This is a genomic window from Oceanobacillus oncorhynchi (assembly GCF_000821065.1).
Taxonomy (GTDB): Bacteria; Bacillota; Bacilli; order Bacillales; family Amphibacillaceae; genus Oceanobacillus; species Oceanobacillus oncorhynchi.
The window spans coordinates 2,773,737-2,792,413 of record NZ_CDGG01000001.1 but is presented as its reverse complement, the minus strand read 5'-3'; the positions used below and the strand labels follow the sequence as shown (position 1 = coordinate 2,792,413).

Genomic DNA, 18,677 nt, shown 5'->3' with positions numbered 1-18,677 from the left:
GTTAGTGCTACAATGTGAAAAGAATTTTAGAAAAGGAGTTTATCATGCAAACTTTAAAACAACAATGGTTCGGTAATATCCGGGCTGACATCTTATCCGGCATTGTCGTTGCGCTCGCTCTTATTCCGGAAGCAATAGCTTTCTCCATCATAGCAGGTGTTGATCCAATGGTCGGATTATATACCTCATTTATTATTGCTGTAGTCATTTCTTTTGCCGGCGGCCGGCCGGGAATGATTTCCGCAGCTACCGGAGCAATGGCATTACTTATGGTTCCACTGGTCAGAGATTATGGTCTCGACTATCTTTTGGCAGCCACCATTTTAACAGGTATTATTCAGCTTATCTTTGGTATTTGCAAGGTTGCTAAAGTCATGAAATTTGTTCCAAATGCCGTCATGATTGGCTTTGTCAATGCATTAGCTATTTTGATTTTTATGGCCCAGCTGGAGCATTTTATCGGTATATCGACCATGACTTATCTATTTGTGGGGATTACGTTAATCCTAGTATATACTTTACCACGGTTTATCAAAGTAATTCCAGCTCCATTGATTGCTATTGTCGCATTAACATCCATTGCCATATTCAGCGGCGTCAACCTTAATACAGTAGGGGATCTTGGAACAATCACTCAGACACTTCCGTCTTTTTTTATTCCGAATGTACCGTGGACATTTGAAACGCTGCAAATTATATTTCCATATGCGTTATCCATGGCGATTGTCGGGTTGCTGGAAACCCTGCTTACCTCACAGATTGTCGATGATATGACTGGAACGGAAAGCAATAAAAACGGGGAAGCGCGCGGGCAAGGAATAGCCAATTTTATTACCGGATTCTTTGGCGGAATGGCCGGCTGTGCGATGATCGGCCAGTCGGTGATTAATGTAAAATCTGGCGGGCGCGGACGTTTATCTACGTTCATTGCCGGTATTTTTTTAATGTTTCTCATTATTGTACTGGGTGATCTGGTTGTTCAAATCCCCATGCCTGTTTTAGTCGGCATTATGATTATGGTAAGTATCGGAACATTTGATTGGAGCTCCTTTAACTATTTAATAAAGGCTCCACGTACAGATGCCATCGTGATGTTAACTACTGTTATCATCGTCGTCTACACCCATGATTTATCCAAAGGAGTTCTTGCCGGAGTGCTGTTAAGTGCTATTTTCTTTGTAATAAAAATTTCAACTGTTAAAATTTCCAAAGACGGTAATCGTTACAGCATTCATGGGCAGCTCTTTTTCGCTTCCATCGATGGATTTGTTGATTACTTTAAAAAAGCGAATATCCAGAGTAAAAAAATCCAGATTGATTTCTCTGACAGCCGCGTTTGGGATGATTCTGGTGTCGGCGCCATTTTAAAAGTATCGGAACTGTTAAAATCCAAAGGAATTCAGGTGGAGCTTGTCGAACTGGATAGTTCAAGTAAAAAAATAATGGATAAATTAAATGGGGTTCTATCCTCACATTAAAAGGAGAGATATTTCATGTATAAACATATCTTACTTGCTTCAGATGGTTCAGAAAACGCGGTGCGTGCTGCTCAAGAAGCGGTTAAAGTGGCTTCATTTGATAAAGAATCCGTTATTGACGTGGTGTATGTCATTGATATTGAAAAATCAAAGTCAGATGTTCTCCATGCAAATTCCAGTGAAGCCGTTGACTTAGAACGCCGTAAAAAGAATTCGAAAGTCATCCAGGTTCTAAACCAGGCAAATGCAGCCTATCAAACAACGATTCTGCGTGGAAAGCCCGGTCCCGAAATTGTTCAGTACGCCAATCAGCAAAAAGTAGATATGGTTATCATCGGCAGCCGCGGTTTAAATACGCTTCAGGAGATGGTTTTAGGAAGTGTCAGCCATAAAGTGATGAAGCGGGTGAACTGCCCGGCGCTGATAGTAAAGTAATCTAATACAGCAGCTGATGTTTTCAACTATGCCACTATGACCAAGGGTTAACAAATAATGAATTGTAGGATATAGTTATTTTTCGATATTTAATTAGCAAAAGAATTAATTTTCAAACAAAGGATGGAATTGGATGAAAAAAAGATTTTTTTACGGTCTGATAATTATTTTATTTGTTATCCTTGCCGGGTGCAGCGATTCAGAGGAGCAGTCGGATAAAACTGCTGACAAAGCTTCTGATGACGAAATAAAAGAAACCACAGAAGACAATAGTGAATTAACAGAACAACTGAAGAAAGAACTGGATGAATTAGATGATGGGCTGCCGAGGGACGCAGCGGAATTCTTACTGGAGGAATTCGGAGAAACTGCCAACGTGGATTCCACACTCGTTTCAGATGATTTTTATATACTGGATAAACGAGAAGCTGATGGTAAGTTAATGCGATTTTATGAGGAACCGCGTCATTTAGTGTCTGAGATTGCCCAATATGATGATGACGGAGGAGAGACAAACGGGCTGTCTGTAAACATGCTGGGAGATATCGAAGCAGATTCGGAAACAACTTATATAGAACGTTTAAAGGATACGAAAAAAATACTTGATTTTTTATTTGCCTATAGTGATCAGGAATATGATATTCATACAGTGATATGGTCCTATCCGATAAAAGGTCATGCCGCTATGGAGCAATATGGAAGTATCAGCAGCACCATCATAGCCGAGAGAATAACAAGAGAGCAATATGAAAATGAATGGGAATCCGTTGATTTTGATCATATAACGATGGATGAGATACGTGATATGGAAAATACACCGATTGTCGATAATAGTCTGCTCTACCCTTTTACAGACCGGCTTGACCGGCACGATGTTCTCGGGCAGACATATGAAGTTAATGATTTAAGTGTTACGCTGGAAGAAGCAGAAAGATTAGATGAATATGACGGTGTATCTATTGATGAATTTTGTGCTGCAGAAGATGAAGATCGTAGCTGCAATTCTTTTATAAAAGCAAACTTTGTCATTAAAAATGACCGTGATTATGATATGGCTGGTTTTTCAACATTTTTGTTTGGTTTGAGCTGGACAATGGATGATGGTCAGATCCAAGAGACCTCTCCCTTAACTGATACAGCGAATGGATTTGATTTCCCCAATTTGGAGTATGATATTTTTCTACCTTCCGGTGAGGAGAGAGCGTTTGAGGTAGTCTTTGCTGACTATAATGATGTTGAGCACGTAACCATCAACTTTAACAACTATGTATTTGATGAGGTTAATAACACCAGCAATGATTCGATGGGGCCGATGGATCAAGACCTTAATTTGTCCTGGCTGCTGGAAGAAATTTTATAAAACATATAAGGATAGGTTTCACTTTTCTCCTCGTTTAAGTGTAAATCTATCCTTTTTTTGATAAAATGAAAGTCTGTATTTTTAATAGTTTGTATAAGTTACATTTCAGTTAATTAAAATAAAGGAGATCACCATGACACCTACGCTTATACTTGCACTTATTATTTTTTTCATCACACTTATTTTCGTCATTTGGCAGCCTAAAGATTTAAATATTGGCTGGTCTGCAACAGGCGGAGCAATTCTTGCCATTGTATTTGGAGTTGTCGAATGGAAGGATGTTCTGGAAGTAGTTGGCATTACCTGGAATGCTACCTTAGCCTTTGTGGCCATTATTTTAATCTCCTTAGTTTTAGATGAGATTGGCTTATTTGAATGGGCTGCACTGCATATGGCGAAAGCAGCCAAAGGAAACGGCCTGAAAATGTTTATTTACGTCGGTACATTAGGCGCAATCGTAGCCGCGTTATTTGCCAACGACGGAGCAGCCCTTATCCTGACACCAATCGTACTGGCTATGGTTCAGCACCTGCATTTTAAAGCACATATGATTTTTCCGTTTATTATCGCCGGAGGATTTATTGCTGATACAACCTCCCTCCCTTTTATCATTAGCAATCTGCTGACAACTCCCACAGCTAAAGCAGTGGGGTTCTAAGGTACTCATACACTTCTTAACAGTGCCCTGATCTTTCTATAAAAAAGAGTTTCCACTGAAATACTGATGTATATTCTCTTAAAACATTTACGGACGTATTGCGAGGTTGCAAGGCACTTCACCAAGTCAGCCTGAAAAGACCTCTTGTGTGCTTGTCGTTCCGCTTCTCTTGGACGTTGTCATGACCAATCAGGTTTGTTTTTTAAGCGATAAACGAAAGTATTGTTTTACTTCCCTTCTGTTTTAACCGTTCTATTTCAGAATGATGCAGTTCTATAAAACGATTCCATTTAGCATGGCATAAATCGATATCAACAGCATCAAGGGTTTCATTTGTATTAGCTATTAAAAAGGCGCTATATAAATCACGTTGTATACGAAATTCTCCAAAATCATTCCAACGTTCTGAAAGTTGTTTCTTCTCGTATTTTCCTGTTACATGATTAAACTGACTAGCTTTGATCGCATAAGTATCTACCTTCTTCATCTCAATTTTCCGATAATTCAATTTTCGTTCTATAATAGTGAGCAGCATTGCGGGGGCGCGCTTAGCAATGGATTTTCCAAACCGTTTTTTTTGATTAATCTTTCCGTTCGTGTTATTTCGTGTCGTATTTTTCGCGCGTTTTTGTAATGATTGAAATCGCATGGTTTCTACTCGAATATCGGAACCAAGAGAAAGTATATCGTTTGCTAGTTTCTCATGAGACATTTTTCGCCTGCCAGCAGCTTTGCGATAGTGTTCTTTCTGTTTTTCACGCAGCCTTTCATATCTTTTGGAGTAATTCCAAGTTAATCTGCCTTTTTTGATGGTTCCATTTTCATGAAAGTTGTTCGGATTGGTGCTTCGTTTAGACCTATCCATTTTGCGTTGGATTCTTCTTAGTTCTTTTTCATCATGGTGACACGCTGGAGCAAGTTCACGAAGTTCGACTTGGTTGTCACTGCTAATCGCAATCGTAGATGTACCAATGTCTAATCCAATACGTTTTGTTTCGTCATTAGCAACTTTTCTATTTCTTTTGGCTGGTGGATAACCTTCTTGAATAAGTTGAACAAAATAGCGTGTTTTTCCACGGATTTCTCTTTTTAGAATACGCACATATTTTGTTCTGTCCTTAAGAGCTAAATGGGCATATTCATCATCATCCTTAGGAGAAACCGGCATGCACAGCCAATTTTTTGGTTTAGGTATTCTCTTGGTTGGTTTATCGCCCCAAAGAATTTCTCCTTCTCTATATCTCAATCCAGTTTGGTTTGATTTGTTTTCTATAGAAATATCATCGTTTGCATGTTTGAAATGTACTTTTTTGGCTTTTCCAAAATGAAGCTTTTCAACAGTTTGAAAAGCCCTTGTTGCTAGTTTCTGAGCCTCCAAACTGCCAATGTGTTCTTTGAATTTATGTTGGGCTTTCTTTATAAAATGATGGATTCCATATGCAGAAAAGCCATATTCTAAACGGATATCCGCTAATTTCTTTTGACGTTCTTTCGATTTAGGTTCATTCAGCAATGCGCGATAACGCTTATCACTTTTCACTGTTTTATGTCGTTTCAGAGCTTCCCCCAGACAAGCATTATAGAGCATTCTTGCGATGTTGAATTTCTTTTCCAATCGATGCTGTTGCCAAAGGGGTATATGCAAAGGAAATTCAATCGTATAACTTGGTGTATGCTTTCTTGTCATAGGTCCCACTCCCCTCTCGTTTCGTTATTTCGGTTTCGTCTTCATACGAACTGTCGTTCCGTTCATTGTATCAAACAAACGTTCTTATTAAAAGCTATTTTCTATAAAAAAGGAATTCATTTTATTTAAATTTTAAGATCATCTCTCTATCATCCCACCTCTAAAGTAAAAAGATATGATTTATCCAAATTAAAGGAACCAGCGGAAGCAATCAAGGATAGGTAGCTCTTTCGTTTATCCTGGTATGTTCTTGGCTTATTAATTATTGGATACTTTACAAGTGAATGGATACATATTCCTGTTTCCATCATTGCCGGCTTGATTGCAATGATTTTTATACTTTTAGCAAGACGCAGTCCGGCTGTCCATGCAAAGAATGTAATTACAAACGCTCCATGGAATATCGTTATCTTTTCTATTGGTATGTATGTCAATCTTAAAGTACTCTCCCCATAGTATTTTTATCCCTTTTTGTGACAGCACATGCAGCCAGACCAAGGTAGCGAGCGAGCCTATCGGCGTAATTTTCGGCCCTAAATCAGATCCGATGACATTTGCATAAATAAGTGCCTCTCTTAGAATCCCCGTTGTATTTGTTTCCGCTATAGCAAGCGCATCAATCATCACCGTAGGCAAATTATTCATTACAGATGACAGGACTGCTGCGAGAAAGCCCATGGCAAACGTGGCAGCGAATAATCCTTGATCAGCAGCAGCCTGAATCAGGACGGCAAGGGCGGAGGTGAGGCCAGCGTTTCCCAATCCATATACATTGGTATTATTTTAACTTTCCCTATTCTCTTTATTACGCTGCTCGGACTGTATCTGACTCTGGTTATTTTTTAAAAAATCCGCTAATAAGAAATCCAAACACCTTCAAAAAAGTGTTTGGATTTCTTATTAGATTCAACAATTTCTTTTCAAAAGAGCAGCTTTTTTGATGAATCAATTTCATATTTTCATTTACACTACAATTTAAAAATAATCCCCATCAACGAATAAATAATCACGGTTGAAAAAACAACCGTCATATGAATCAAGGAATAAATAAACATTGATTTTGCCCATTTTTCTGAGTCCATTCGCTGATAGCCAAAAACACTCAACATAAGCCAGCCGAGACTCATTATAAGAGATACAAGCATCAGCCCGACACTTAATGAGCTCAATAAAAAGCTGATACCAAACATCACGATTAAATAAATATTCGTCTGGATATAAGTCCGTCTGACTCCTTTTACAACAGGAAGCATCGGAATTCCAGCTGCTTGATACTCCTCATGTCTTCGAATTGCGATCGAATAAAAATGCGGCATTTGCCAAATAACTGCAATAACAAAAAGACCTAAAATCGCCGGATGCGTAATATCCGGATACATCGCAGCCCACCCGATTAAAGGAGGCATCGCTCCAGAGATACTGCCGATTTCTGTATTATATACGGTTCTCCGCTTACTCCACATCGTATATGGGAAAACATAAAAAAACAGTCCCAGAAAGCCTAATAGCCCTGCCAGCGGTGTTGTCAAACAAAGCAGGATAATTCCAGCTACAGCCATGATGATACCGAGCCATAGCACTGTTCCAGGCTTGATTTCCCCTGTAACTGTCGGCCGGCCTTGTGTTCTTTTCATAATTGCATCGATTTCCCGATCGTATAAATTATTGAAAGCTCCAGCTGCTCCTATCACGAAAATAGAACCTAAAAACGCAAATAAGATTTCCAAGAGCTTGTCTGTAATACTAATCTGGTACGTGTATAAAGACAATGTTAATCCTGCAAACATCGGAACCAGGTTGGAGCGTATAATACCTGTCTTCACTGTTTGCGAAAGTATCTTTAATAATGGCGTTTTTTGATTTTGTCCATTGATTGTTTCTGCCATTTCGAATCTAATCCCCTTTTAACTATCTATCTGAAATGAATACCTTTGCTTTAAATAAGGATAAAGCAAGAAGTAATAAATTTTAAGCACTATGAAAAATATATACCATACACCATTTTAATTCCAGTGAATTTGTTTGTATAGCAGGTTTTATTAAACAAATTTGTGAACATTAGACGAACGCGTTTTTATAATGTTCTCATTTTTGTTAATGAAATCCTGCCATAGTGGGTTTTATTATTTCCGGAAATACATTAAGAAGAGCAAATACCACTATCTGATATTTGCCCTTCTTTACTCTTCACCCTATAACATTCCCTGCTTTTCGATGCTTTACCACCGTGACTATACCAGCAATAAGATAACCAATACTGCCTAAGATTCCAATAATTCCTAGAACTAACGTCAAAAGAACACTTAATCCTCCTAGCACAATCAGCAGAATCCCTGTAAGCTTGACTCTTATTTTTTTCGTTAAAAAAACGGCAGCGACAATGCCTAACAAGGCATAGATAATCGAAATAATAATCACAAATGTTATGATGCTGCTAAAAATTTCTATCTGTTCTTCCAGTGTTATTCCTCCAAGATCATCTCCAGCCGCTTGCAGATTTTCCTCAATATATTCCCGGAATTCTCCGTCAGATTCTATGTTGCCAAGCATACTGTAGGAATTCATTGCCAAAAGAGCATATGATAGAATAGCAATGATAATAAACACAATACTGACATTATATTTTACTTCTCCAGTTCTCAAAATTTGCACCCCCTGTTTGTACATATTATAAATTATGTAAGTTTCATTTCAGCTCCTTCCTCTATATTAAATCATATACTGGAGGTTTGAAAAGAATGTAGCGAGGGTTATGTGTTTTTTCTTCCTTTAGATTATTCGGGTGTGAAAATGAAAAACCTTATACGAATGAATCTGCGAATTAGCCGATTCTTTTCGTATAAGGCTTTCCTCTTTTATTGAATTATTTTTAGTTTGCCTCTAAATCCTCAATCGAATCAATATCCATGTATTCAGGAACGACAAGACCAATTTTAGCGCCTTCTAAATTAGGTCCTAAATCTTCAAAGTTGTCCTGATTCGCTTCATAGAATTCACTATGTGTTAATGGTAACCAGGCAGCTAAAGTAGCATCGACATCGCCAGAAGCAACCGATTCAAAAACAACCGCTACATCTACCTCCGTTACGGTCACTTCAAAACCATGCTGTTCCATTGCCGCTTTTACGACGTTGGAAGAAGCACGCTCTGAATCCCATGGTGTAGACGCAAGCTCTATTTCAGCACCGTTTCCTTCATTGACTCCTTCTGCCCATGCATCTACTCTGTCTTGATTATCCTCTACCCATTGTACCGCTACATCTTCAATATCTTCACCAGTTTCTTCTGCTTCATACATAATTTCTTCCATATCCTCTACTTCCCATTCAAACTGGTCAATAAATTGATAAGCATCTGGATTATCGTCTTCCAATCCCAGTCTTGCTAAAGAATTAAGCGTTTCTTCTCCCCCATAAATCTCTTGAGGATCTTCCAGGTACTTCATATCTGGATAAAGCGCAAACATCCAATGCGGATTCCATCCAGTAATAACGATTGGTTCTTCATTCTCAATAGCTGTTCCTAACTCAGACATCATTGCTCCGGTAGATGACATCTCCACGTCCCAGCCATCTAAATTCTCATATTCTTCTAGAGCATTTTCCGTAGCTACAGAAATCCCGGCTCCGGGTTCAATACCAATAATCGTATAATCTACCGCTTCACTGTAATTTGTTTCGCCGTCCTCTCCAGTAGATTCATCATCAGAACCTCCACAAGCCGCAAGTAAGAATACAGCTAAAATAGAAAGAATAAATCCAAGTCCCTTTACTTTCTTCATCATAACCATTGCTCCCCTTTCTAAAGTATGTAAAATAAGCCTATATCCTCTTTTAAAAGGAATTTTTTCATGACAAATTACATTCTACCTTTCTATCACAACTCCTTCAAATGGCGTAAGCCGGCAAATAATCGGATAAATCAGCAAATAGTTGAATCTTTTATACCTCATCATACAAAAGCATACGTTTAGTACTTATATCTTATATTTGAATCTTTTTATTTAACTCACAAAAAATTCAGCCTTTTAATCATTTCAAGAGTGCAGCGCTTATTTCTTAAAATCTCTTAGAAACCTTAGCTTACATTATTCCTCTGGACGAAAGCCTTTGTTGTATTTATTAGGAAACTAGGAAAATCTAATAACTATCCTAGCTAACTAAAAACAGCAGATAACTCATCTGCTGTTTTAATGGATTTACTTTCCTAGTTAAAATGCTGCTTTTTATACCAGGTTATAAACACTACTATTCCCACTGCCATCCAAATCACTGGTACCGTTAAATAACAAAGAAACGGCTCCTTGTTATAGATCTGGTCAATTCCATAATGAATATGATAATTTGGAAAAATAGCTAACCAGGGCATCCCCTCCCGGCTGCTATTCATCAAAAGACCTTCCAAGAAAAAATAGAATATCATGATTGGCGATCCATAAAGACTGACTTCAATTGTGTTCTTTGTTTTTATTCCTAAAAAAGTACCTGCGACTAACATTATCATTATAATAGGCAAAACAAGTATAAATAGTTGCAAATGAAACAGCATATGATTTCCATAAAGTACAAAGAAAAGAATCAATATGAGGACCGTTGTCATAAATGTTATCATCATTTTAGAAAACAGAATTTCTTTTAGCGAGAATCCAGCCTGCTTCAAACGCCGGATGGTTCCTTGCTCCTTTTCTTCTACTACTAAATTCCCCTGCATCAGCAATGTCAGCATCCCAAAAACAAATGCAAACACAAACGAAATCGGAATTTCCCCGTGTGGGAGCAAGGCAAACAACGAAATCAAAATAGCACCTGTAATCAGGTTAAAGAGCACCTGCCCATTCCAGCGCAAATCACAAATGTCCTTATAAAGCAATGCTCTGAAGCGATACAAATACCCCATTTTTTCATTTTTCATCATAAATGGATCAACTCTTTCAGCTTACTATAGTTTCCTTTTGATAATGGAATGGTGCTTTTCGATGGATTATCCAGACTGAGACTATAGCTGTTTTTGCTCCAAATAATAATTTCCCGTACCCGCTGCAGGTTAACCAGATAGGATCGGTGACAGCGAAAAAATCCCAAAGGCTGCAGCCGATCTTCTAAACTTTTTATTGTATTGGACGAAGCAAATTCCTCATTATTCACAAAAAGATATGTCTGCCCATCACGTGCCTCTATATAATCAATTTCAAGCGGATTAAAGAGAATAATTTTATCCTCTATTTTTGCACTGATTTTATCCAATTGCACCTGCATTCTTGTTGTTTCTTCCTCAGGTTCTTCTTCCGCCGTATTTTCAGCATCTTCTATATCCTGCTCCAGCTGCTGAACGCCCCGTTCGGAATATCGATAAACCGAGCTGCCAAGTCGAATGGCTTCTTCCAAGGTCGGCGTAAACAATACTACTGCTGCACCTTTATCCGCTAAATGAAACAGCAGATTATGAAGCACATGCTTGGATTGAAGGTCCAATCCAAGAGAAGGATCTTCAAAAATATATACTTCCGCCCGCTGAATCAATGCGGAAGCAAATAACAAACGCTGCTGTTCAGACAATGTCAGCTGTTTTGTTTTCTTCGCTGCACAATGCTGCAATTCACATACATTTAAAACGAATTCTAAATCTGCCTGATGCTGATATAATTTGCACCAAAATAGAAGCATCTGCTTCACGCTTAACCGTTTATATAAACCGTCCGTCTGCTGAAACAAATACACATTTTGAAATCCGCCTTCCGGTAAGGTAACCGCTTCTTTTTTGATATGATCCGGATGATTTAATACAGAAAACAAGCGTCCAATATATTCGTTTTCACACTGAACAGCAATGATATCCCCTTGTTGAACAGTCAAGCTCAACTCCGGCAGCAGGACTGTATTTTGTTCAATTTTTCTTAGCTTGTTAAAAGACATTACCATCCAAACGACTCCTTTGTTCGATCCGTTATCTTAGTTTCAATATTATAGGAAACATCCTCATTTAACCATTATTTTAATACTTGCCCGAATCTCCGTTTGAGCTTAAAGAGGCTAACAAAAACGAAAGAGCAACAATCAGAGCAATGCTGATAAAGCCGGCAGGAATAAACCACCCGGGAGCTTCATACTTTGGCAAGGCGGGAATAGCCTGGGACAAAGGCTCATAGATAACCAGAAATGGAATAACCGCAAACAAAATCATCAGTACAGCTACACCTGTCTGTTTTATTTTTTTCATCATGTATCTTCTCCTTTTTAAAATTTGAAATAGATGAAGGAATATCTAAATATTTCTGTTTCTAACCAAATTCAACGGTCTTTCCACTTTAACTTTAAGAAAATGGATTCAAGTTAGGAAGATATTCCAAAAGATTGACACCATAATGAAAAGCTGCCCCCAATGCAACAGACCATGCTCCTATACCGATTGTCTGCCAAATACTCACATATGATTTTTTTGCTCCTGACGCAATAGATATTGCTGCACATACGTGATAACAAATAATCGGACCAGCAAAGGATAAACCTGCAACTCCATATTTATTGAATATATTTTGTGCACGGTTTTTCCGTTTACTTCCTTTATTTTTCTTTCCAGCTATTTTCTTCCGCAAACCAGAAATAAGCCAAATAAACACCATGACAGACAACCAATTGCCAAATGCACCAATCAGGACAACCTGCATACTTGGAAAACCAAATACAATCCCAATTGGAATGGCTACATAGGATTCAAAAAAAGGCACAATAGAGATAAGAAACACACTTACATACTGCACCCATGTTTCTGCTTCCATCAGCTTAACTAGTAAGTCTTGAAAAAACTCCATAAAATAATTCACTCCTCATTTGTTTGTTGTTTCAAGCATATGGGAGAAGTAGTGTTGCAGCATTAAATTCCGGATGAAGAGAGGGAAAACAGGACGGAGCGGAAGCTGGATTAAGATGAATGGTACTCGTTTTTTTATGAAAGGCGGTTGGGTGACTCCATTCTCTGTAAGAAGGCAGTACAAAATAAAATACTAATAAAGCTAAATCAAATAGGATTAGCAATCCCTTTATGAAATATGTAATAAGTGCCGTTCTGGTAAATTTCAAATTCATCCAATAAATTCACAAAAATAAAAGAGAGACTGATATCAATCATCAATCTCCCTTTATATAATAATTAAGATATTTCTTTTTGCAGCAATTCTACTTCACTTTTAGGAACTTTTAAGAAGATGCTTAAACCGACACATAACATAAAGTTAACAGCTAATCCCCATAAGCCGCTAGCAATACCTAAAGGCTGCTGACCAGTAAATGCCATAACCGATGCGATAATCGTCCCTGCAAGCATACCTATAAACAATGCATGACGATGAAGCTGTTTCCAGTAAAGCCCTAAAAGGAAGGCAGGAGCAATTTGAATCAACAATTCAAATTTCAGAATAAAGATACGATACAAGGTTGCCGGCGGATACCAGGCAATCAAAAGTAAAATAATAACAAGGACAACGCCCGTTAATTTACCGACTAAAATTTGTTTCTTATCACTGGCACTTTTATTGATATAGCGTGCATAAATATCTTTAGAAATAACCGATGACAAGGTAAGTAATACCGAATCCGCAGTAGAAATAATCGCAGCTACAATTCCGCCAAATAACAGAACCATCGCCCAATAAAAGAAAGGATTTTGCATCGCGATATGGTTAGCCATCATTCCCACTAATTGTTCCGAATCTCCCTCACTCAAGCCCGGAAAAGCTTGAATACCGATAATTCCAATGATAAAAACAAAACCGGAAGTAACAAAAGGCATCCACGCCATCCAGGATAATGATTTCTTTAATGATTTTTCACTTTTGGCAGCAAAAATTCTCTGGATTGCATGGGGATAAATGGCCGCTCCGATCATAACGAGAATCAGCATACTGAACCAGCTTACAAGCCCATTGCTATCCGGCACACCAAGTTTCTCCGGTGAAATCGTTGCAGCATATTCTGTTGCAGAAGGCAAACCGCCAAAGTAAATCATGGAGCCAATCAGCAGCACGGCCACCCCAAATAGCAAGGCAATTCCCTGCATCGTATCCGTATAAGCTACAGAGCGCATTCCCCCAAGCCAGCCATAGATAATCATTACAGTAACGAAAAATACCACAGCAGCCTGATAGGGAATGGTTCCTCCGGTCAATCCGCTGACGCCATGTCCAATAGCAATAATCTGCTCTAATAAATAATTGCATAATCCATATAGCATTAATAAGGAGGCGAGCAGTGTAACTGCTTTTGATTTAAATCGCTTATCAATATAATCTGACGGAGTAATAAATTGATGTTTTTTACTCAGTGCATAGAGCCTCGGAGCAAACATTAAATACCCCACTACGATTAAAATAAAAAAAGTAATGGACTGCATCCACATAAAACCCATCCGATAGGCAGTCGGCGCATAGCCAACCACTGTATTTCCGCTATACTGCGTTGCAAAAAATGTAAAAAACAATACAAAGACGCTAAGGTTCCCGCCGCCTAAATAAAACTCTTTATTCGATTGATGAAGCCCTCTGTTTCTCCAATATGTAATAAAACCGATAAAAAGCATGAGAAAACCATAGAAAAGCATAATAATAATACCAGAAGTTCCTGAAAATGCGAGATCGCTCATTGTTTCTCTTCCTCCTCCTGCATTTCTTCCTCATCGGTCATGTACCAGCAGTGCTTTAAAATAAGCGTTAAAACAATGGATATGATAAGAGAAACTCCCAATATAATCCAAGCCCAATAAGGCAACCCTAAAATAAACGGTTCATAAGACCCTGTTGGCAAATACCATGGCACACTAAAAATAAGCAAAACAATTAAAATAACCCAAATTTTCCAATTTTTAATCGGTTCCTTTTTTTGCGTCATTCTTTTCCCTCCTATTCTTCTAATTTAGCAAAATAAATTTTTTCACAATTAGAACATTTCAAAGATAGTTAAATTTAACTTTATAAAAATCCATTCATTATGTCAATCTGAATCGAGTATTTTTTATGAATTATGAAAATTTATTTTCCAGTTAATTCCTTGGACATTCTTTTTACTAGAATTAACTTCTAGCACACTACCTAAATAATCTTTGGCTAAATGATTTAAATCGGCTCTTTCGGAACTATACAATCGTATTATGTATAAATTGTTCAAGAAGACCCGGCTATTCACTAAAAAAGGAACCCCCTCACAGAGATTCCTTTTGTATTTTATCCATCAAAAACCGCATCCCCCTGCTAAACGCAGCAGGCACAATAGACATATGGTTCTCCCCTTCCGGTGCAAAAAAAGCTGTTTTTAAATCTTTATTGTACTCAGAAAGATTTTCATACATGGCAAGACCGTTTGCATACATTTGCTTGTTTTCAACAGGCTCTGCAGCAATAAACAATCCCTTGACATATTTATCATTGATATTTGTTTCATAGGGTAGAATCGCCTGCTTATTCCACCATATGGAAGGACTGCAAGCGAAATAATGGCTGAAAAGGCGGGAACGCTGAAATAATGTATATAAAACAAATAAACCGCCAAGTGAATGTCCAAAGATTGTTTGCTTCTGCTGATTGGTTTTATATTTTTTATCGATAAATGGGATTAATTCCGCTTCTAGAAAATCCATGAATTTCTCTGCTCCGCCATGCTCCGGCCAAGAAGACCCGTCTGGCCTTGCCGGCAGCTCTAACTCTGCAGCAGGTGGAGTAAAATCATATACCCGATTAGAATGAAACGGCTCCCCGCCCTCATATTCTATACTAACTAACAGCATCGGCTCGATCCCTGTCTTCTCTGAGCGCCTGCTTTGCAGCTTTATCATTTCACTGAAAAGCGTGCCATAAGCATTTCCATCCAAAATATACAACACAGAAAATCCGTTGTTTGGAACCGGCTGCTCCGGGATGAAAACATTTATAATATAAGGGTAATGCTTTCCAGAAAACTGAAATCTTTCGTTGCGATACATGGAATGACTACCTCCTGTGATGAGTTAGTAAAGCTTTCTTATTGAAGAAATCCTTCTTCAAAAATGTCCAATAAATACTCCAGTGTTGCCGGGTCGCTGTAGCTTGCCTCTTGTGTATCAATTTCGATTACCTGATTATTTTCCACTGCCGGAATTGACTGCCATGTTTCACTTTTTGTAAATTCATTCTCTCCGCCCATACTGCTTAAAACGATAAAATCTCCAGCATATTCTGGCAGTGTCTCCTGCGATAAGTTGTAATAGCCATCAGCAAGCGCATCCTCCTGCACTTTTTCAGGCATCTCCAGCTCCATTGTCTGGTATAATATTTCTGTCCCGCGGGCCCAATTATCTCCAAAGACAGCGAAATTTTTAGAATCTGTTTCAAATACAGATACGGAAACATCTTCCCCGTGCTTTTCCTTTATCTTGTCACCGACTGCTTTCGCACGTTTAGTGAAGTCATCCACCCATTCCTGTGCTTCTTCCTCTTTATTTAGAAGCTTACCAATCTCTATTTGCTGCTCCAGATAATCCAGCTTTCCCCATGTATAAATAACAGTCGGAGCAATCTTTTCTAACTCATCCAGATTCTCCATATGTGATCCAGCGATAATTAAATCCGGTTCCAGCGCCAAAATACCTTCTGGATCATTTTCCGAAACTATTTCTATATTTGCCATCTCTTCTTCAAAAAGCGGACTCGCTTTTGTCCATTCATCGACCCCTACTAAATTTCCGTCTAAAGCGAAGATATTCGGTCCATTTGAAAGTGCAACAATTCGCTGCGGTTCAGCAGGTATTTCCACCGGACCTGTTTCTGATTCATACGTAACGGTTTCATTTGATGCTTCTTCTTTCCCGTCATTTTGTTTACCGTCTGACTGATTGCTGCAGCCTGTAATAACTAGACAAAGTAAACATCCAAAAAGAAATAGTAACTTTTTCATTTGTTTTCCCTCATTCTATTTTTATTATTTTAAATTATTAATCTTTCAGTCTCGCTAATAAATATAAAAAGTATGGTGCTCCAATTACAGCGACGATAATCCCAGCCGGTACTTCCGGCTGTTTAATGAATCCGCCGATCATATCTGCTAAGAGCAGTAGCAATGCCCCCATGAATCCTGACACCGGAATTACATACTCATGCTTGTCTCCAACCAGCTGTCTGCTGAGATGCGGAGCAATTAGTCCAATAAATCCGATGCCACCGCTGACAGAAACGCTCGCTGCTGCAAGACCGACAGCGGAAGCCAGTAACACACGCCGCTCTTTTTCTAAATTTGCTCCTAACCCAATGGACGTTTCTTCCCCTAAGTGGAGAATATTCAGAACCGTTGCTTTGGAATAAACAAACGGTATCAGGATAACAAGCCACGGAAGTAATGCTAGAACAAACTGCCAATTAGAGCCCCATATGCTTCCCGCAAGCCAGGTTGCTAGAAATTGATAGGTTTCTGGGTTCAATCGCAGTGTTAATACAATCATTAACGCATTGATACCGGCTGCAACTGCAATTCCTGTCAATACCAGCCGCATCGGCGAAATTCCCTCAGACCGCTTGTAAGAAAGCAAGTAGATGATAAGGGCAGCACCTGCTGCTCCAAAGAAAGCTAAAAACGGCATCAGAAAGACAGATATTGTTGTTGTTACTGCAAAGAAGGATAAAAAAAGCATAATGGATAAACCTGCTCCAGCATTAATCCCAATAATTCCGGGATCTGCCAATGGGTTCCGAACAATCCCCTGCAGCACGGTTCCTGAGATTGCAAGTCCCATTCCTACCAGCAAAGCAATAATCATACGCGGCAAGCGAAAATCAAATAAAATAAGCGCCTGCTGCTCTGTACCTTGTCCAAATAAAGTAAAAATAACCTCTTTCGGTGTTAAGTAAATGCTCCCTGTATTTAAGCTGATAAAAAATATGATAATAATCAGAAAGACTAAGATAACACTGACCAGCCCTGCTCTTCTCGCTTTTCTGACTTGGCTATGCTGTTTGTTTTTCTGTGATGTCATACCAATCCCCCGCCCTTTCTTGCTAAGTATAAAAAGAAAGGTACGCCCAATAAGGCAATTAAGGCACCAACCGGCATTTCATGAGGAGGGCTGATGATACGTGCTGCTAAATCCGCTAACACAACCAGTAACGCACCATAAATGACCGTTCCGGGAATAATCCAGCGGTAATCGTACCCAAACAGCCAGCGGACCATATGCGGTACAATCAATCCCACAAAACTCACCGCGCCGACGACAGAAACAGCCAGACCAGCTAATACAACAATAATCAAGGCAGCAGTTAATTTAATGCGTCCAGTTTTCGTACCCAGCCCAACCGCAACTTCTTCTCCCAGGCTCAATAATGTAATTGAGCGGGATATTATCACTGCAGCGATAACTGCCAGCAGCAGCCAAGGTGTAATGATTTGCAAATGGCCCCAGCTTGTACCGGAAATACCGCCTGCATACCAGAATGCTAAATCCTGCCCAATTTCATAATAAAGCGCGATTCCTTCACTTAATGCTCCCAAAAGGGCACTGACTGCTGCACCAGCCAACACTAAACGGATTGGTGTCAGACCATTTTTTGATAAAGAACCGATGCCATATACAATTCCAGCACCAAGTGCAGCACCGAGGAATGAAAATAAAATTATATATACATACGAAAGATGCGGAAAAAATGCAAAACAGCATGCGAGCATAAATACGGCTCCGGCATTTAGTCCGAGCAATCCGGAATCAGCAAGCGGGTTACGAGTCATCCCTTGCATTAATGCTCCAGAAACGGCAAAACAGCTGCCGACAATAGCTGCTCCAAGAATACGCGGAAAGCGTATTTCCCTGATAATTTGATGCTGCTGCAAGTCCGGATCAAATTGAAATATGGCCTGCCAGACTGTTTTCAATGGCATATCCGCAGCGCCAAGGGATACAGCCAGCAGCAAAGATAATAGTAAAAGGAAGCTCCCCGCCGCTAAAACAAGCACATTCCGGACAGGCCGCACGGTTTCTTTGACTTTTTTTAAATCTTCTAGTTCATTCATTGTTTAGTACCTTTCATTGTTTACTTTTACTATTTATCAT

17 protein-coding genes and 3 pseudogenes are annotated in these 18,677 nt (G+C 39.0%); 5 read left to right on the top strand and 15 right to left on the bottom strand.

What is annotated here, in order from left to right:
• The first annotated feature begins 41 nt into the window (after positions 1-41).
• The 4 genes and pseudogenes from BN997_RS13360 to BN997_RS13345 form a co-directional block, all read left to right on the top strand.
• Positions 42-1,478: a SulP family inorganic anion transporter gene (locus tag BN997_RS13360; RefSeq protein ID WP_084613033.1), complete on the top strand. Its 1,437-nt coding sequence runs from the start codon at positions 42-44 to the stop codon at positions 1,476-1,478.
• Positions 1,479-1,493: 15 nt separating this feature from the next.
• Positions 1,494-1,913, top strand: coding sequence for a universal stress protein (locus BN997_RS13355; protein WP_042532950.1), 420 nt, complete (start codon positions 1,494-1,496; stop codon positions 1,911-1,913).
• Between the two features lie 133 nt (positions 1,914-2,046).
• Positions 2,047-3,273, top strand: a complete 1,227-nt coding sequence (locus BN997_RS13350; protein WP_042532948.1) for a hypothetical protein — start codon at positions 2,047-2,049, stop codon at positions 3,271-3,273.
• A gap of 133 nt (positions 3,274-3,406) precedes the next feature.
• Positions 3,407-3,913: pseudogene (locus BN997_RS13345) on the top strand (ArsB/NhaD family transporter); the annotation flags it as partial.
• Positions 3,914-4,133: 220 nt separating this feature from the next.
• On the opposite strand, the gene BN997_RS13340 reads toward BN997_RS13345, so the two are convergent.
• A complete protein-coding gene (locus tag BN997_RS13340) occupies positions 4,134-5,618 on the bottom strand; it encodes a hypothetical protein (RefSeq protein WP_042532946.1) in 1,485 nt (494 codons plus the stop codon).
• Between the two features lie 195 nt (positions 5,619-5,813).
• Between BN997_RS13340 and BN997_RS22600 the strand changes: the two are divergent.
• Positions 5,814-6,050 (top strand): annotated as a pseudogene (locus BN997_RS22600) (ArsB/NhaD family transporter); the annotation flags it as partial.
• On the opposite strand, the pseudogene BN997_RS13335 reads toward BN997_RS22600, so the two are convergent.
• The 14 genes and pseudogenes from BN997_RS13335 to BN997_RS13270 form a co-directional block, all read right to left on the bottom strand.
• Positions 6,045-6,389, bottom strand: a pseudogene (locus BN997_RS13335) (ArsB/NhaD family transporter); the annotation flags it as partial. The pseudogenes BN997_RS22600 and BN997_RS13335 overlap by 6 nt on opposite strands.
• Positions 6,390-6,586: 197 nt before the next feature.
• A complete protein-coding gene (cyoE, locus tag BN997_RS13330) occupies positions 6,587-7,504 on the bottom strand; it encodes a heme o synthase (protein ID WP_042532942.1) in 918 nt (305 codons plus the stop codon).
• A gap of 301 nt (positions 7,505-7,805) precedes the next feature.
• Positions 7,806-8,261, bottom strand: coding sequence for a DUF4064 domain-containing protein (locus BN997_RS13325; RefSeq protein ID WP_042532940.1), 456 nt, complete (start codon positions 8,259-8,261; stop codon positions 7,806-7,808).
• Between the two features lie 226 nt (positions 8,262-8,487).
• Positions 8,488-9,402 carry a glycine betaine ABC transporter substrate-binding protein gene (locus BN997_RS13320; RefSeq protein ID WP_244882380.1) on the bottom strand — a complete coding sequence of 305 codons (915 nt, stop codon included), beginning with the start codon at positions 9,400-9,402 and terminating at the stop codon, positions 8,488-8,490.
• A gap of 422 nt (positions 9,403-9,824) precedes the next feature.
• Positions 9,825-10,532 (bottom strand): ABC transporter permease, encoded by a 708-nt coding sequence (locus tag BN997_RS13315; RefSeq protein WP_042532939.1) that lies wholly within the window; start codon positions 10,530-10,532, stop codon positions 9,825-9,827.
• On the bottom strand, positions 10,529-11,536 hold the full coding sequence (locus BN997_RS13310) for a LytTR family transcriptional regulator DNA-binding domain-containing protein (RefSeq protein WP_042532938.1): 1,008 nt from the start codon (positions 11,534-11,536) through the stop codon (positions 10,529-10,531). The genes BN997_RS13315 and BN997_RS13310 overlap by 4 nt, the downstream gene beginning before the upstream one ends.
• Before the next feature lie 73 nt (positions 11,537-11,609).
• A complete protein-coding gene (locus BN997_RS13305) occupies positions 11,610-11,837 on the bottom strand; it encodes a hypothetical protein (protein ID WP_042532936.1) in 228 nt (75 codons plus the stop codon).
• A gap of 91 nt (positions 11,838-11,928) precedes the next feature.
• Positions 11,929-12,426: a small multi-drug export protein gene (locus BN997_RS13300; RefSeq protein WP_040984393.1), complete on the bottom strand. Its 498-nt coding sequence runs from the start codon at positions 12,424-12,426 to the stop codon at positions 11,929-11,931.
• Positions 12,427-12,764: 338 nt separating this feature from the next.
• The gene (locus BN997_RS13295) at positions 12,765-14,252 is read right to left on the bottom strand and encodes a sodium:solute symporter family protein (RefSeq protein WP_042532934.1); all 1,488 of its coding nucleotides are present in this window, start codon (positions 14,250-14,252) and stop codon (positions 12,765-12,767) included.
• Entirely contained in the window at positions 14,249-14,497 is a 249-nt protein-coding gene (locus BN997_RS13290; protein ID WP_042532932.1) for a hypothetical protein, read from the bottom strand. Before BN997_RS13290 ends, BN997_RS13295 begins: the two co-directional genes overlap by 4 nt.
• 310 nt (positions 14,498-14,807) lie before the next feature.
• Entirely contained in the window at positions 14,808-15,584 is a 777-nt protein-coding gene (locus BN997_RS13285; RefSeq protein ID WP_042532931.1) for an alpha/beta hydrolase, read from the bottom strand.
• A gap of 38 nt (positions 15,585-15,622) precedes the next feature.
• Positions 15,623-16,534, bottom strand: a complete 912-nt coding sequence (locus tag BN997_RS13280; protein ID WP_042532928.1) for an iron-hydroxamate ABC transporter substrate-binding protein — start codon at positions 16,532-16,534, stop codon at positions 15,623-15,625.
• Between the two features lie 37 nt (positions 16,535-16,571).
• Entirely contained in the window at positions 16,572-17,606 is a 1,035-nt protein-coding gene (locus BN997_RS13275) for a FecCD family ABC transporter permease (protein WP_042532926.1), read from the bottom strand.
• A complete protein-coding gene (locus BN997_RS13270) occupies positions 17,603-18,637 on the bottom strand; it encodes a FecCD family ABC transporter permease (protein ID WP_042532925.1) in 1,035 nt (344 codons plus the stop codon). Before BN997_RS13270 ends, BN997_RS13275 begins: the two co-directional genes overlap by 4 nt.
• Positions 18,638-18,677 lie beyond the last annotated feature (40 nt).